12 protein-coding genes and 2 tRNA genes are annotated in these 15212 nt (G+C 64.3%); 5 read left to right on the forward strand and 9 right to left on the reverse strand.

Annotated elements, in window-relative coordinates; translation table 11 throughout:
* Positions 1-22: 22 nt before the first annotated feature.
* Entirely contained in the window at positions 23-1252 is a 1230-nt protein-coding gene (locus M1E17_RS17465) for an acyltransferase family protein (RefSeq protein WP_457963199.1), read from the forward strand.
* Between the two features lie 204 nt (positions 1253-1456).
* Here M1E17_RS17465 and M1E17_RS17470 read toward each other — a convergent pair whose 3' ends face one another.
* The 6 genes from M1E17_RS17470 to M1E17_RS17495 all read right to left on the reverse strand — a co-directional run bounded on the left by M1E17_RS17470 (position 1457) and on the right by M1E17_RS17495 (position 6919).
* Complete coding sequence (locus tag M1E17_RS17470; protein WP_457963200.1) at positions 1457-1858, reverse strand: hypothetical protein; 402 nt, start codon at positions 1856-1858, stop codon at positions 1457-1459.
* A gap of 591 nt (positions 1859-2449) precedes the next feature.
* Positions 2450-2523: transfer RNA gene (locus tag M1E17_RS17475), tRNA-Met, on the reverse strand.
* 62 nt (positions 2524-2585) lie between these two features.
* A tRNA-Thr gene (locus M1E17_RS17480) sits at positions 2586-2657 on the reverse strand.
* Between the two features lie 119 nt (positions 2658-2776).
* Positions 2777-3367: a LysM peptidoglycan-binding domain-containing protein gene (locus M1E17_RS17485; RefSeq protein WP_457963201.1), complete on the reverse strand. Its 591-nt coding sequence runs from the start codon at positions 3365-3367 to the stop codon at positions 2777-2779.
* Between the two features lie 309 nt (positions 3368-3676).
* Positions 3677-5857 carry a DEAD/DEAH box helicase gene (locus M1E17_RS17490; protein WP_457963202.1) on the reverse strand — a complete coding sequence of 727 codons (2181 nt, stop codon included), beginning with the start codon at positions 5855-5857 and terminating at the stop codon, positions 3677-3679.
* A gap of 405 nt (positions 5858-6262) precedes the next feature.
* On the reverse strand, positions 6263-6919 hold the full coding sequence (locus M1E17_RS17495; protein WP_457963203.1) for an MOSC domain-containing protein: 657 nt from the start codon (positions 6917-6919) through the stop codon (positions 6263-6265).
* A 227-nt stretch (positions 6920-7146) separates the two neighbouring features.
* Between M1E17_RS17495 and M1E17_RS17500 the strand changes: the two genes are divergently transcribed.
* From M1E17_RS17500 to M1E17_RS17515, 4 genes are read left to right on the forward strand one after another with little or no spacing between them, the layout of a single operon-like run.
* Positions 7147-7791, forward strand: coding sequence for a Tat pathway signal protein (locus M1E17_RS17500; protein ID WP_457963204.1), 645 nt, complete (start codon positions 7147-7149; stop codon positions 7789-7791).
* Positions 7792-7793: 2 nt separating this feature from the next.
* Positions 7794-9029 (forward strand): glutathionylspermidine synthase family protein, encoded by a 1236-nt coding sequence (locus M1E17_RS17505; RefSeq protein WP_457963205.1) that lies wholly within the window; start codon positions 7794-7796, stop codon positions 9027-9029.
* A gap of 31 nt (positions 9030-9060) precedes the next feature.
* A complete protein-coding gene (locus M1E17_RS17510; protein ID WP_457963206.1) occupies positions 9061-10596 on the forward strand; it encodes an APC family permease in 1536 nt (511 codons plus the stop codon).
* Positions 10593-11816, forward strand: coding sequence for an acyl-CoA dehydrogenase family protein (locus M1E17_RS17515; protein ID WP_457963207.1), 1224 nt, complete (start codon positions 10593-10595; stop codon positions 11814-11816). Before M1E17_RS17510 ends, M1E17_RS17515 begins: the two co-directional genes overlap by 4 nt.
* Positions 11817-11886: 70 nt before the next feature.
* Here the strand turns inward: M1E17_RS17515 and galE are convergent, their stop codons facing one another.
* The 3 genes from galE to M1E17_RS17530 are packed head-to-tail and all read right to left on the reverse strand — an operon-like array spanning position 11887 to position 15101.
* Positions 11887-12903 (reverse strand): UDP-glucose 4-epimerase GalE, encoded by a 1017-nt coding sequence (gene galE / locus M1E17_RS17520; RefSeq protein WP_457963208.1) that lies wholly within the window; start codon positions 12901-12903, stop codon positions 11887-11889.
* Between the two features lie 40 nt (positions 12904-12943).
* The gene (locus M1E17_RS17525) at positions 12944-13717 is read right to left on the reverse strand and encodes an SDR family oxidoreductase (protein WP_457963209.1); all 774 of its coding nucleotides are present in this window, start codon (positions 13715-13717) and stop codon (positions 12944-12946) included.
* Between the two features lie 4 nt (positions 13718-13721).
* Positions 13722-15101 (reverse strand): glycosyltransferase 87 family protein, encoded by a 1380-nt coding sequence (locus M1E17_RS17530; RefSeq protein ID WP_457963210.1) that lies wholly within the window; start codon positions 15099-15101, stop codon positions 13722-13724.
* Positions 15102-15212 lie beyond the last annotated feature (111 nt).

Consider the following 15212-nt stretch of genomic DNA (forward strand, 5'->3'; position numbering starts at 1 on the left):
GCAACAGCAAAGGGACCAGGTGATGGAGAAACCGAGAGTCAGCACAAATCCCGCACCTCCGGCGGCCACCCCTGGACGCGTTGCAGGACCTGGACGTGTTGCCGGACCCAGCCATGTCACCACAGACCATGCCGCCCCAGGCCATCCCCAGCCCGAGGCTTCGGGGCGAGACCGGTATTTGGACCTGCTGCGGGCGATCGCCCTGGTCCGGATAATGGCTTATCATACCTTCACCGGTGTAGCCTGGCTGACTCTGATCTTCCCTTCCATGGGCGTCATGTTCGCCCTCGCAGGATCCCTCATGGCGCGGTCCCTCGAGCGGCCTGCCTTCGGTGTTCTGAAAAACCGGGCACGCCGCCTGTTGCTGCCTCTGTGGATTTACAGCGCCACAGTTCTGCTGCTGCTGCTCTGGCAGGGCTGGAGTCCAGACCAGGACGAGGGCCGCTCCTGGCCCGAAATCATTTTCTGGTTCATCCCGCTCGGCGACGCGCCGTACCCAGGCAGCAGTGGTTCCGACGAAGGCCTGGATGACACCTTCTGGGCTCACGAGGCCGGAGTCATCCTCTGGTACATCCGCGCCTACTTCTGGTTCATGCTTTTGTCTCCCCTGCTGCTCGCGGCGTTCCGCCGGCTGCCATGGGTTACGCTGGCGGCGCCCCTCGGGATCCTGGTGCCCATCGTCTTCGGTTGGGTGACGCTTCCGGCCTGGGCGGAGAGCGGCGTCAGCGACTTCGCCACCTACGGCTCCTGCTGGGTTCTCGGCTTCGCCCGCTACTCCGGCATGCTGCGCAGGATCCCGCGATGGGTCGTTTTCTCAGCCGGGCCGGCGATGATGGCCCTCGGCCTCCTCTGGGCCGCACCCCACCTTGAGGAGGAGGCCTGGGACCTGAACAACATTTGGGGGGCAAATGGCCTGTATGCCCTCGGCTTCTGCGCGATGCTCCTGCGGATCTCGCCATCCTGGAAGTCGATGCCCCGGCCGATCAGGCTCCTCGACCGGCCAGTCACGCTCATCAACAACAGGGCAGTCACCGTCTACCTCTGGCATACCCTGCTGCTGTCGGCCATGTACGTCATCGTCGACACGCTCTACGCCAACAGCCAGATTGGCGACGCCATACCCTGGCTGCTGGAAAGCGAGTGGACCCTGTTCGCCGGCATCTGGCTGCTCCTTGCCGTCGTGTTCCTCATGATCGGCTGGATCGAGGACGTGGCCGCCAGGCGGGCTCCGCGGCTCTGGCCGGACAAATAGCGCAAGAGCCACCATTCAACAGCCATCCCTCAGGGACCGTTGGCGTTGAAGGATCTCACCGGGCTGCCGATGACGAACCCGATCAGTCAAGAGCGCCACTACGGCTTCCAGGTGCGCCGACTGCTGGGCTACTTTCGTGCATTCTGAAGTCGCCGCGTCGTCACATGAAATCCCTCCACTTCGGTGGGCGGGCGCTCTTCGGGTTTAACTGGCCGGTTTGGCTTCTTCCTCTTCGCCCGTCGCCGACGGCTGGACTGTTACGCGCCTGAACTGCGGGGGAAGTTCCGCGTCCGTGGAGGCGAGAATGATCGTCGCCCGCTCGCCTACGTTCGACTGATTGATGTTCGCATTCTTGAGCGCGACGCCTTCACGCTCAAGATCATCCCCTGTCGCCTCGTCCAGGACCTCGCCACGACTGTTCTTCCACAACAGGTCGGATCCATAACTGGGCGCCCAGACGTCGAGGGCGTCCGTGACACTGCTGAAGGTGTACTGGCGGCCTTCCTTGTTCAAAGCGGACACCATGAACATGTCAATGGCGGACGTTCCCTTTCGGTTGTCCACGTCGGCCACGAGGTAGGAGACGGGCGCCCCGCCGGCCTTCACTCGGTAAGCCTCGATCGCAGCCACTGCAGGATCTGAAGCGGGGGTTGGGAGTGTAAATGCGATTTCTGCTCCGGACGCTGTCGTGAGTTTGAACGGACCCGCGGGTGAGGGAGTAGTCGAGGGCAACGGCGGTATATCGGTCGGTTCTAAATGCGGAGACGACGACGCGCACCCGACAATGGCTAGGAGCGCAATAACGGGCAACATGGCGGTAAAACGATTCATGGTTCCCCCTAAGATTTCGAGCAAGCCGTAGGGGCGTCATTCTATCGAGGGTAGCGCTAGGTTAGGCACCTGGGACTTCTTGAGAAGCGCACCAAGTTCAACCAGGACGGCTCCACCTACGAGCAAGCCAACCTGCACCCGGAGCTGGCCGCTGGGAGTGTCCGCAGTTTCACCTCGGGCACCGAGCCGCAGGTCGTCGCTTAAGTCCCGCTGGCGGGCGGCGGGACCGTCGAGGTCCACGGCTACGCCACGCACTACAACCGCGAGTGGGTCATTGTCGTCTGGCTAAAGGAATGGCTACAGTGGCCCGTTTTCCGATTGAAGCCAGATACAAGAAAATCCCCACCGTAGCGGGGATCTTCACTGTAGCGGTGGGGAGGCTCGATCTCCCGACCTCACGATTATGAGTCGTGCGCTCTAACCAACTGAGCTACACCGCCACGAATGAGAAAAACCTGTGTCAAGCCGGTCAAAAACCGCCTTGACACAGGCCCTCATTCAGAGCCCCCCACCGGAATCGATCCGGTGACCTCGTTCTTACCAAGAACGCGCTCTACCACTGAGCTAGGGGGGCAACGAGTAAATACTCTACCGGAAGATTTCACCACCAACAAATCGGCATTGTGCCCGGTCAGGGGGTGCCGAAACAGTTGCGTCGGCACCCTTTTTGTGGCCTGAACTTCGGGATGGAATCTAGGGCAGCCTTAGCACCTGTCCGGGGTAGATATGGTCCGGATTCGGGACCGTGTCCGTGTTGGCGGCGATCAGCTCATCCACGTCCACGCCGTACTGCCTGGCGATGCCGTGCAGGGTATCTCCGGGCTCTACCACCACCTCGGAGACGCCTGTTGCCTCGTCCAGGCCAACAGGCTCAGTCAGCACCGGTTCGGCCAGAACCGGCTCAGCCAACTCGGGTTCGGCCACCGGTTCCACGACGGCTTCGGCAACCGGGGGCACATCCATGGGCTGGGAGTCAGGCTGCCGGTTCGCCACGGCGTCAGCAGCGGCCTGGGCCGCGGCTGCCTGCTGGGCGGCAGCTGATTCATCGGCCGCCTGCCGCTGCTCAGCTACATGGGCTGCAGCGTCCTGCTGGGGCACAGTTTCAGTCACCGACGTCTCTGCTGGCGCCTCGGCAGCCGTCTCAACTGGACCAGCCCCCGTCCCTTCAGCGCTGTTGGCAGTGCCTGTGACATTGGCCTCAGCCTCTGGAACGGCCTGAGGCTGGCTCTCCGCTTCCTTATCCCCCAAGCCCAGGTTCTTCTTCAGGTCATCCAGAAATCCCATTGGTGGTGCCTTCCTTGTGGTCTGCCCCCTGTCGGAGACGACAAGCCGCAACTGGCCGTTGGTAGCCCTTCGATCGTAGGGCGGAATTCCGGTTCCTCCTAGCACCGTGCTCCCCGAAAGCTTTAAGGCCCGACGGCGGGACCTGCCTGCGGAGGCGAGGCACCCGCCGCTGCAGCGGGCAGCGGCGGCGCCCCGCCGTCGTGCGTAAAGGCCGTCGTGCGTAAACGCCGTCGGGCCTCCCGCCGTCATGCTTAAACGCCGATGGGCCGGCTCGAAAGCCGGCCCATCAGGTGTCAGACTAGCTGACGATTACCACTTGCCCTTGCGGTTGAAGTCGCGCTGTCCGCCTTCGTTGCCGTGGCGGGGCTTGCGTGAACCGTCACCGTGGCCGCCGAAGCGGGAATCGCTGGCCTGGCCGCGGGTGGCTCCGCTGTCGGCGCCAACGCTGCGCTCCGAACGCTCGCTGTAGGAACGTCCGCCGCGGTCAGCAGCACCGCCTTCGGACTTGCGGAATTCCTTCTTGAATCCTCCGCTGCCCTTGAAGTTGCCGCCGCGGTCGCCGCCGCCTGAGTAACCGCCGCGATCGCCGCCACGGTTGCCCTGGTAGCCGCCACGCTCGCCGCCGCCGGAGGGCTTGCGGCCGTTGTCCAGCTCAAGGTGGATCAGCTCGCCGCCGATCCGGGTGCGGGAGAGGGCGCGCAGCTGCTCGGGGCTCAGGTCTGCCGGAAGCTCCACCAGGGAGTGGTCCGAGCGGATGTCGATGCCGCCGATCTGGGCCGAGGAAATGCCGCCTTCGTTGGCAATGGCGCCAACGATGGAGCCCGGCATAACGCGTTGGCGGCGTCCGACGGCGATCCGGTAGGTAGCGTTGCCCTCGGTGAGGGTGCGTGTGGGGCCACGTGAGCCGAAGCCGTCCTTGGCGCGTTCGCGCTTCTGGAACTCGGGAGCAGCAGGCAGTTCCTTGACCAGGAGCGGCTGTCCGCCCTGTGCCATCACTGCAAGTGCTGCAGCGATCTCGGCGGCAGGAACGTTGTGCTCTTCCTCGTAGGAGGCGATGAGGTCGCGGAAGGCCGAGACGTCTTCAGACGCCAGGGTCTCCGTGATCTTCTCTGCGAACTTGCCCAGGCGCAGCGTGTTCACCGTCTCGGCAGTGGGCAGGTGCATCTGCTCCACAGGCTGGCGGGTGGCCTTTTCGATGGAACGCAGCAGGTACTTTTCCCGAGGGGTCATGAACAGGACGGCGTCGCCGCTGCGGCCTGCACGGCCGGTCCGGCCGATGCGGTGGACGTAGGACTCGGTGTCATGCGGGATGTCGTAGTTGATCACGTGGCTGATGCGCTCAACGTCAAGGCCACGGGCCGCGACGTCGGTGGCCACCAGGATGTCGATGCGGCCTTCCTTCAGGGCGTCGACGGTGCGTTCGCGCTGCTGCTGCGGGATGTCGCCGTTGATGGCGGCAGCCTGGAAGCCGCGTGACTTCAGCTTGTCGGCGAGGTCCTCGGTAGCCATTTTGGTGCGCACGAAGGCGATAACGCCGTCGAACTCTTCAACCTCAAGGATGCGGGTCAGCGCGTCGAGCTTGTGCGGGCCCATGACCTGCAGGTACCGCTGGCGGGTGTTGGCGCCGGTGGTGGTTTTGGACTTGACGGAGATCTCGGCCGGGTTGTTCAGGTACTGCTTGGACATGCGGCGGATCTGGCTCGGCATGGTGGCAGAGAACAGGGCAACCTGGCGGTCCGACGGGGTCTGCTGGAAGATCTGCTCCACGTCTTCAGCGAAGCCCATGCGAAGCATTTCGTCGGCCTCATCCAGCACCAGGTACTGGAGCTCGGACAGGTCCAGGGAACCCTTGGCGATGTGGTCGATCACACGGCCGGGGGTGCCCACAACAACCTGGGCGCCGCGGCGCAGGCCGGCCAGCTGGGGACCGTAGGCGGAGCCGCCGTAAACCGGGAGGACGGTGAAGTCATCGATGTGCTTGGCGTAGGACGTGAAGGCCTCAGCGACCTGGAGGGCAAGCTCGCGGGTGGGAGCGAGGACCAGCGCCTGCGTCTTGCGGGAGGGACCGTTGAGGTCGTGGAGCTCAGCCAGGCGGGACAGTGCCGGTACTGCGAATGCTGCAGTCTTACCGGTGCCCGTCTGGGCAAGACCCACGACATCGCGGCCTTCGAGCAGCAGCGGGATGGTTGCTGCCTGGATGGGGGAAGGCTTTTCATAGCCGACGTCCTGCAGGGCGGCGAGGACGCGGGGGTCGATCCCGAGATCCACAAAGCGGATGCCCTCAGCTTCGGTATCTGCCTCGCCGCGGCTGTTGTCAGCCTTGGCAGCCTCTTCAGATTTGGGAGTCTCTTCAGCGGCGGGGGTCTCTTCGCCGGCGGGAGCCTCGGGGGCTGCCTCAGCGGCGGGAGCTTCTTCGGCGGCCGGAGCTGCCGTCTCGGCGTCGATTACGATGTTCTCGGTATCGAAAGGGTCGTTCTGATTTTCGGGCATAGGGAAATTTCCTCATCCATACGGGGCCAGGCGGCACTACCCGAGGTGAGCGGAGCCGCAGTACGTGTGCCGTGGATGCCGGGCATACGTTGACCGGCCGGTCACTTAGAAGCCCGGCGCTTTCGCAATCCCGTGGCAGGGCTTCCCGCTGCATCTCTTGGCTGCTATCCCAGCAGTCTGTACAGCGTTTTCTTTAGCCGGCTCTCCCTATGAAAATGCCCGCAATCACATTGTCGGGCCCCAACACTTACCAGTCCTGCCTCAAAAATTGGGCAAGAATAAGGGATTTCCGGAGTGGGGGATGTTTCAAGTGTAAGGCACGGACTGTCCTGCGCGTAATTGAGCGCCCGACGGCGGCAGTGACCTTGCGCACATAAGCGGCGGCTTCGGTGGTGCCCGAGGCAGCTAACTGCCGATACGGCGCAGCAGCGCCTCAAACTTCTGGTTGAACTCGGGCTGCTGGAGGCGGATCTCCCCGTCGGCGTCGGCATCCCGCAGGGCTTCCATCGACTCGAGGTCGGGCTCGCTGAACCATTTGCCCACCGTGATGCCGTGCTTGGGCACGTACAGCCGATGGATATGGTCACCGGCCTGGATAATGCCGGTGCGGATCACCCGGAGGTACGCGCCCACGCGCCCTTCCTCCGTGAAACGCCGGGTAAAAGCGGGCTCCCCTATCCGCCGTTGGAAGGTTGCGCAGGGTGTGCGCGGGGACGTCACCTCCACCTCCACGTCGAGGCCTATCTTCCAGCGTTCGCCGATCACGGCACCGGTGGCATCGATGCCGGCGACCCGGAGGTTTTCGCCAAAGGAACCTGGTGGGAAGTCGCGTTGGAGCTCCCCCTCCCAGTAGTCCGCATCTGCCTGGGAGTAGGCGTAAATCGCCTGATCCACTCCGCCGTGATGCACCCGGTTGGCCTGAATGTCACCCTGGAGGCCCAGCTTGTGGACCCTGACCGGCCCCTCAACAGGACGCTTGTCGATGGCGGTCACCCCCACGCTGGACGTATCCGGAAGCAGCTGGTGGACACAGCAGACGGCAAGCACAGAGGCGGTTTCCATGGCTCCAGTGTAAGTTCCCCCGGTGCGTCTGCAGCGTGATGCGCAGAGAGGCATATCTTCGCGGGTTTCTGCTCGCAGCAGGCCCGGGCAGCGGCTACGCTGATTTGAGGACTGAGATTCCGGCGCGGAGCCGCGCCAGGCAGATCAAACCCGCAGCACTAAGCACTTTCAACACCAAACATGGACTACCGAGGGGGGACGCCGTGGACCCGGGCAAGGATTCCGAAATGGATCGGGAACACGATCCAAAAAAGGACGGGACCGGCAGCCGCCAGGACGCCACCGGAGAAGGCCGGCACCCCGCTGCAGCAAGCGGAGATGCGTCTGCCCCCGCGCCGGATGCGCCCAAGCCGCCGCCATGGCAGGTACCCAAGCCCGAACTGCGCCCCGAACTCCTGAATGAACCGCCGGCCGTGGTGGACCCGTTCGCGCTGGACCGCGAGCGCCAGCTCCAGGAGGCGGCCGCACACAGGAAGCGTTCCCAGCGGCGCACCGTGGTGGTGGGCCTCGGCGTCACCGCACTCCTCGCGGGCACCCTCACCGCTGTGGTGGCCAGCAACCAGGACGAGCCCGACTACGCGCAGGTCTGTTTTAACGACGAAACCGGCGAGCGCGTGGAAGACGCCAACTGCAACAGTTCGGCGGGGAGGGGCGGCGGGCTCTATGCCTGGTACTTCTTCTCCCGCGGCGCCTATGTCCCGCCGGTGGGGCAGAACCGGTCCACCGCCCCAAATTTCACCCGGACTATACCCAGCGATGCCAAAGCATCCACCGGCTACAGCACCCAGGGCGGCACAGTCAGCCGCGGCGGTTTCGGCACCAGCGCCAAAAGCGGGACCAGCGGTGGCGGCGGCAAGGTCTCCGGAGGTTAGGCGTGAAGCGGTTGTTATCGGAGCCCAGGCCTGACTGGAAGCAGAAGATCGAAGAGCAGGGCCTGGTGTTCTCCACCACCACCATGCCCGATGGCCGGAAGATCGAATACTGGCATGAGGCCGCCCACTACGAGTTCACCATGGACGAGGTGGAGGCCCTTGAGGTTACCGCCGAGGACATGCACAAGATGTGCCTGGAAGCGGCAAAATTCCTTGCCACAGGGGCCATGGGAACAATCGGCATTGGGGCCCAGGCCCTGGAACTGGCTGCGGACTCCCTCCAGGCCAGCGACCTTGACGTCTACGGCCGGTTCGACTTCATCTACGACGGGCAGGGCGGCCCTGCCAAGATGCTGGAGTACAACGCGGACACGCCCACCGGACTGATCGAGGCCGCCGTGGCACAGTGGTTCTGGCTGCAGGACGTCTTCCCCGGCAAGGACCAGTGGAACGGCATCCATGAGGCCCTGATCAGGCAATGGAAGAAATTCCAGTACCGCACCGGCATGAGCACGCTGCACATTGCCCACTCCGAGGCCGAGGAGTCCGGCGAAGACTGGATGACCGCGGCCTACATGCGGGACGTTGCCAGCCAGGCCGGCTGGACCACCATCGGCATCAACATGTCGGATATCGGCTGGGACCCCAACCTGAACCGGTTTGTGGACCTGGACAATTTCATGATCAGCACCATCTTCAAGCTGTACCCATGGGAGCTGATGATGAAGGAACCGTTCGGGCCCCGGCTCCTGGAACGCGCGCACAATCCCCGCTGGGTGGAGCCCGCCTGGAAAATGCTGCTCTCCAACAAGGCCCTCCTCGCCGCCCTGTGGCATCTGTACCCCAACCATCCCAACCTGCTGCCGGCCTACCTGAACGAACCGGGTCCGCTGAAGGAATGGGTGGCCAAGCCGCTGCATGGCCGCGAAGGCGACAACATCAGAATCAATGCGCAGGGCATCAACCTGGAACAGCCCGGCGGCTACGGCAGGGAAGGCTGGTGCTACCAGCAATTCCATCCGCTGCCCGATTTCGACGGCAACCACCCGGTACTGGGACTCTGGGTGGTGGACGGCGAATCCGTGGGCTGCGGCATCCGGGAGTCGGACGGCCCCATCACCGACTACTTCTGCCGTTTTGTGCCCAACACCATTGACGCCCCTGCTCCGCTTTCAGTCCAGGCCCAATCCAGCACATCCAGCACCTCCACATTCAACAAGGCAGGTATTGCCCTATGAGCCCCCTGACCCTCCTCCGCGTGACATCCCCATGAGCACAGAGACGACGACGGCGGGAAGTCCCGGAGGACCGTCCGGCGGCGCTGTTCCGGCGAAAGGCCTTCGCGCCGGAATCCTGGACCTCGGCGATTCGGTCATGCTGGGCCTGGCCTCCACCGCCCCGGTGTATTCGCTGGCCGCGACCCTTGGCCTGATCGTGGCGGTGAACGGCAATTACACGCCCCTGATTCTGGTGCTGGGATTCATTCCCGTGCTGTTCATCGCGTATGCGTTCCGGGAGCTCAACAGTGCCATGCCGGACTGCGGCACCACGTTCATCTGGGCCCGGCGCGCGTTTGGTCCGTGGGCCGGCTGGCTGGGCGGATGGGGTGTTGCGCTCGCCGGCGTTGTGGTGCTTGCCAACCTTGCCCAGGTGGCAGGACAGTACTTATGGCTCCTGGTGGGCGACGGCTCTTTGGCAGAGAACACTCTCCTGGTCACCGCCACCGGCGTGGCGTTCATCGCGCTGATGACGCTGGTGAACTACCGCGGGATCAGGCTGGGTGAGCACGTCCAGCGGGTCCTGACATACATCCAGTACATCTCGCTGGGGATTTTTGCGCTTGCATTGATTATCAGGATTGCCAGCGGCGCACCGGAGGGCCAGGCGTTTGATCTTGAATGGTTCAACCCCGTTGGAGCCTTTGCCGATCCGAGCGCGGTGGTGCACGGCGCCCTGCTGGCCCTGTTCATCTACTGGGGCTGGGACACCTGCCTGGCAGTCAACGAGGAGACTGAGAACCCCGCCAAAACGCCGGGCCGGGGCGCCGTCATCTCCGCGTTTGTCCTGCTGGCCATCTATGTCTCCGTGGCGCTCCTGGTCATGATGTATGCCACCGTGGGCACAGAAGGGATCGGCCTGGGCAACAGCGAGAACCAGGACGACGTCTTCGTGGCCATGAAGGACGTTGTGCTGGGCCCCTGGGGCTGGCTGATCGTGGTGGCCGTGCTGGCATCGGTGCTGTCCTCCACCCAGACCACCATCCTTCCCACCGCCCGGGGCACGCTGTCCATGGGCGTCCACGGCGCGCTTCCCGCCAGGTTCGGCAAGGTGCACCCCCGCAACCAGACACCGGGATTTTCCACCCAGGTGATGGGTGCCGCGGCGATCGGCTATTACGTGGCCATGAGTTTCCTGAGCGAGAACCTGCTCTCGGATTCCATCAGCTCCATCAGCCTGTTCATCGCGTTCTACTTCTCCCTGACCGGCTTCGCCTGCGTCTGGTATTTCCGCCGCACGCTGCGTGAATCGGCCCGCAATCTGTGGTTCCGGGGAATCCTCCCCCTGCTCGGTGCCGTGATGCTGACCGCCGCGTTCTTCATTTCCGCCGTGGAGATGTGGGATCCGGCCTATGGTGACACCCAGATCTTCGGCATCGGCGGGGCCTTTGTCAGCGGTGTAATCCTGCTGTCCCTGGGCGTGGTGCTTGCCGTTGTCTGCCGCTTCCTGCCTTCAACCCGTGCATACTTCACGGCGCCGGGAACCAACCGGGCCAGCAGTGCCGCCAGCCGCACAACGCGCCTATGAGCAGCGCTGCCGTTCCCGGCCCATCAGAGGTTCCCGGCATACCGCAGGTTCCGGATCCCTCTGACATCCTTGCCCTCGACTCCCTCCTTAGCCCCGACGAGCTGGCCTTGCGGGAACGGATCCGGGATTTCACGGAACAGCGGATCAAACCGGACATCGCCCGCTGGTACGACGACGCCGTGTTTCCGCTGGAGCTTGCCCCGGAACTTGGCGAGCTCGGGGTTCTGGGGATGCACCTTGAGGGGTACGGCTGCCCTGGCCGGTCCGCCGTCGAATACGGCCTGGCCGCAATGGAACTGGAGGCCGGTGATTCCGGCATCCGAACTTTCGTCTCGGTACAGGGATCGCTGGCCATGACGGCCATCCACAAATGGGGTTCCGAGGAACAGAGGCAGGAGTGGCTTCCCCGGATGGCCGCCGGCGAACTGATTGGGTGCTTCGCCCTGACCGAGCCATCCGCCGGTTCCGATCCATCCTCAATGACCACGGTGGCCCGCAGGGAGGGGACCGGAGACGGTGCGGGCTGGGTCCTGGACGGCGCCAAGCGGTGGATCGGGCTCGCGTCGGTGGCCGGCGTGATGGTGGTCTGGGCCATGACCGACGACGGCATCCGCGGCTTCCTGGTGCCGGCCGGGACAGCGGGAGTCACGGCCACGCCTATCGGGCGGAAGTTGTCGATGCGTGCGTCCATCCAGTGCGATGTGCTGTTCGACGGCGTCAGGCTGGGCCCGGAGGCCCTGCTTCCGGGTGCCCGCGGTCTGCGCGGCCCCTTCACCTGCCTGAATGAGGCGCGGTACGGCATCGCCTGGGGTGCCATGGGCGCTGCGCGCGATTCGTATGAGGCGGCCCTGAAGTACTCACAGGACCGGCTCCAGTTCGGCAAGCCGCTGGCCGGCTACCAGCTGACGCAGGAAAAGCTGGTGAACATGCTGGTGGAGATACAGAAAGGCACCATGCTGGCCATCCACCTGGGCCGCCTCAAGGACGCCGGGACGCTCCGTCCGGAGCAAATTTCACTGGGCAAGCTGAATAACGTCCGTGAGGCGATCGCCATCGCACGGGAGGCCCGCACAATCCTGGGCGGAAATGGCATCACCCTGGACTATTCGCCGCTGCGGCACGCCGCCAATCTGGAGTCGGTGCGCACGTACGAAGGCACCGACGAGGTCCATACGCTGGTGCTGGGCCAGCACATCACCGGGCTCGGCGCGTTCCGCTGACCCGGGCCGCTAACCCTGGCCTCTGACCCTTGCCGCTGACCCTGGCTGCTTACCCTTGCCGCTGGGCAGGTCAGGCGTTCGCATATCCAAGGGGATTGCTCCGCTGCCACCGCCAATGGTCCTCGCACATTTTCGCCAGGTCACGTGTAGCGGACCAGCCCAGGTCTGCCCGCGCAGCCGAGGGATCGGCATAACTGACGGCAGCGTCCCCTGGTCTCCGTGATACAAACTCGTGGGGAATGGGAAAGCCTGCGGCCTCCCCAAACGCCCTGATCACCTCAAGCACCGACCAGCCCTTGCCCGTCCCCAGGTTCCACCGGAAAACCCCCGCCTTCTCCTGCAGGAATTCCAGGGCAGCCAAGTGGCCTTCGGCGAGATCCATCACATGAATGTAGTCCCGGATACCGGTGCCGTCAGGCGTTGGATAGTCGTTTCCGTAAACCGAGACCTTCTCGCGGCGTCCCACCGCCACCTGCGCAACAAATGGCAAAAGGTTATTCGGCGTCCCTTGGGGATCCTCACCAATCCGGCCGGATTCGTGCGCCCCGGCGGGATTGAAGTAGCGGAGCAACGCGAACCGCCAGCGCGGGTCGGCGGCAGCCACGTCAGAGAGGATGTCCTCAATCTGTTCCTTGGTCCTGCCATAGGGATTCCCGGCATTCAAAGGCACGTTTTCCCGCAACGGGACGTCTTCGGAATCGCCGTAGACAGTGGCAGAGGAACTGAACACGAGCGTGAACACCCCTGCCTGGCCCATGCTGTGCAACAGATTCAATGTACCGGCCACGTTGTTCTGGTAGTACATCAGCGGTTTCTCTACCGACTCCCCCACTGCCTTGAGACCAGCGAAATGGATCACGGCGTTGAAGCTGAACTCTGCCAGCACGGCGTCGAGTGCGTCCCGGTCCAGCAAGTCAGCTCTTCGAAACTGGACCGGCTTGCCTGAGATCTCCTCGACCCGCCGCAGGGCCTCCGGATTTGAGTTGCTCAGATTGTCCAGGACAACCACCTCATGCCCCTTCTCCACAAGAGACAGCGTGGTGTGCGACCCGATGTACCCGGCGCCGCCGGTAACCAGAACCTTCATGGGGATCAGTCTAGGGTCTCGGGGAAACGCCGCACAGGACCTAGGCCGAGAAGCCGCCGTCGGACTTGATCAGCTGGCCAGACACCCAACGGCCTGCCGGTGACAGCAGGAAGGCCACCGTGCCGGCGACGTCGGCGGGGGTTCCGAGGCGTCCGCCCGGCTGCCGGCGTGTCCCCATTTCCCGGGTCTGGTGATCCATCCAGCCGGTGTCGATCGGTCCCGGGTTGAGAACATTGGCAGAGATCCCCAAGGGGCCCAGCTCCCGGGCAGCTGCAATGACAATTCGGTCCAGTGCGCCTTTTGATGCGCCGTACGGAAGGTTGAACGCTGTGTGGTCACTGGTCAGCGCAACGATCGCGCCGCCGTCGGCCGTTGCCTGCCGGGCGAACGCGGCAATAAGCTGCCAGCTGGCCCTCGTATTCACGGCAAAATGACGGTCAAAGGCCTCCAGCGTGGTGTCCAGGATGCCGGAATCGACTGATTCGGCATGGCTGAGCACCATGGCATGCAACGGCCCCGCCTGCTCATTTGCGGCCGCGATTAGCCGGTCAGCAGCGGCGGGATCCTCGAGGTCAGCAGGCAGCGCCACAACGCGCGCACCGATGGCTTCCAGTTCTGCCGTCAGGCGCCCAACGTCGTCGGGCTGGATTCCCCACGGCATCCGGGCATCGTATTCCTGCCAGTAGTTCAGGACGAGGTCCCAGCCTTCGGCGGCCAACTGGCGGGCAATTCCGGCTCCGATGCCGGCGAGCCTGCCGACGCCCGTAATCAGGACAGTCTTGCGGGCGGTTACTTCGGCAGGTGTGGATCCCATGGACTCAGCCTAGTAGCGGCTGGGGGCGGGCTCCCTCAGCGGACGTTGGCGTGGCGGTTGAAGCGGATGTGGAAGCGGACGTTGAAGCTGGAGTTGGAGCAGCGGAGTGAGGCCCGGCAACGACAGGCTCGTTCCTGGCCAGCGCTCCCCGGCGCAATGCCGCCAGCCAGCACAGCAGGATGGCCGCCGCGCAGAACACTCCGGCGCTGGACGCCATGATCCACAACCCGGGCGTCTGGATGTCCAGGTTTTTGGCGCCAAATGCCAGCCCGATGGACTTCGGCGAGAAGCAGAATGCCAGGACCGAGAGGGCAAACACCGCGGTCATCACCCCACGCAGCAGCCGGTGCCGGTCCGGGATGTCACGCAGTGTCCAGGCAAAGGCAGGCAGTACAGCGGCAACCCAGACCCAATGGTGGGACCAGGACACGGGGCTGATCAGGAGCATGGCCAGGGCCGTGGCGGACATTGCCACTACCCGGGCCCCTTGGTCGCTGGCCAGCTTCACCACAGCTGCAGCCAACGCCACCGCCAGCAGGCTCAGGAGGATCCACGGCACGGTCACCCCGGAGGCAGGGACGCCGAAGTGCAGGAGCGCACCCTTGATGGACAAATTGTCCACATAGCCCGCTCCGCCTATACGGGACGTGTCAGGGAGAATCTCCAACCAGAACTGCAGGGACTCGGCTGGCCTGAGCAGGAACCCCAGCAGCACGGTGGAGGCAAACCCGGCGCCCATATTCATCAGCCCGCGCCAGTCCTTCCGGACCAGGAAGTAGAGGCCAAATACCAGGGGCGTGAGCTTGATGCCGGCGGCGACGCCCACCAGGAAACCCGTGCCCGGGATGCCCCGGCGCCAGCGCTGGTTCCGGGACAGCAGATCCGCCGCCATCAGTCCCATCAGCAAAATGTTGATCTGCCCGAAGGCGAGGGTCTCCCGCCAGGGACCCAGGGTCAGCATGGCAAAGAGTGAAGCTGCAGCGATCCAGCGGCTCCGCGGAGTCTGAAACGCAGTCCGCCAGCTGGACTGGGAGTTCCAGTAGCGGACAGCCAGGGCTGACAGCCAGACGGCCACGGCCACGCCTGCAGCGTTAAACAGTTGGAGGGCTAACGGTTGCGGGAGCAGCGCCAGGAGTCCGAAGAGCAGTGCCGCGAAGGGCGGATAGGTGAACGGCAGGGCTGGCCCGCCCGCCCACTCAACGGTGGGACTGTAGAGGTGCGAGACGTTCCAGCCGGCGTCGTTCAGGATTTTTCCGCCGTGCCAGTAGACGCTGAAGTCCAGGCCTTCCTTGTTCCAGCCGTTCAGCAGGAACCATACCGGGACGGCCACGGCCAGGGCGGGGAGCCACAGGGCAAGCCTCTTCCACAGGCGGAGAACGGACATTGCGCCCGGGCTCGCGCTGGGACTGCTGCTGATGGCCGATAAATCCGCGTCGCGCTGTGCCATCCGTTGTCCCCCAAGTTTGCTCCGACTCAGTACATACTACATATGCAA

This window comes from Arthrobacter sp. D1-29 (assembly GCF_054130585.1).

What these genes read in the sequence shown, in the direction of transcription:
- M1E17_RS17465 (WP_457963199.1), top strand. Translation starts at nt 23, where the DNA reads ATGGAGAAACCGAGAGTCAGCACAAATCCCGCACCTCCGGCGGCCACC.
- M1E17_RS17485 (WP_457963201.1), bottom strand. Translation starts at nt 3,367, where the DNA reads ATGGGATTTCTGGATGACCTGAAGAAGAACCTGGGCTTGGGGGATAAG.
- M1E17_RS17490 (WP_457963202.1), bottom strand. Translation starts at nt 5,857, where the DNA reads ATGCCCGAAAATCAGAACGACCCTTTCGATACCGAGAACATCGTAATC.
- M1E17_RS17495 (WP_457963203.1), bottom strand. Translation starts at nt 6,919, where the DNA reads ATGGAAACCGCCTCTGTGCTTGCCGTCTGCTGTGTCCACCAGCTGCTT.
- M1E17_RS17500 (WP_457963204.1), top strand. Translation starts at nt 7,147, where the DNA reads ATGGATCGGGAACACGATCCAAAAAAGGACGGGACCGGCAGCCGCCAG.
- M1E17_RS17510 (WP_457963206.1), top strand. Translation starts at nt 9,061, where the DNA reads ATGAGCACAGAGACGACGACGGCGGGAAGTCCCGGAGGACCGTCCGGC.
- M1E17_RS17515 (WP_457963207.1), top strand. Translation starts at nt 10,593, where the DNA reads ATGAGCAGCGCTGCCGTTCCCGGCCCATCAGAGGTTCCCGGCATACCG.
- galE (WP_457963208.1), bottom strand. Translation starts at nt 12,903, where the DNA reads ATGAAGGTTCTGGTTACCGGCGGCGCCGGGTACATCGGGTCGCACACC.
- M1E17_RS17525 (WP_457963209.1), bottom strand. Translation starts at nt 13,717, where the DNA reads ATGGGATCCACACCTGCCGAAGTAACCGCCCGCAAGACTGTCCTGATT.
- M1E17_RS17530 (WP_457963210.1), bottom strand. Translation starts at nt 15,101, where the DNA reads ATGTCCGTTCTCCGCCTGTGGAAGAGGCTTGCCCTGTGGCTCCCCGCC.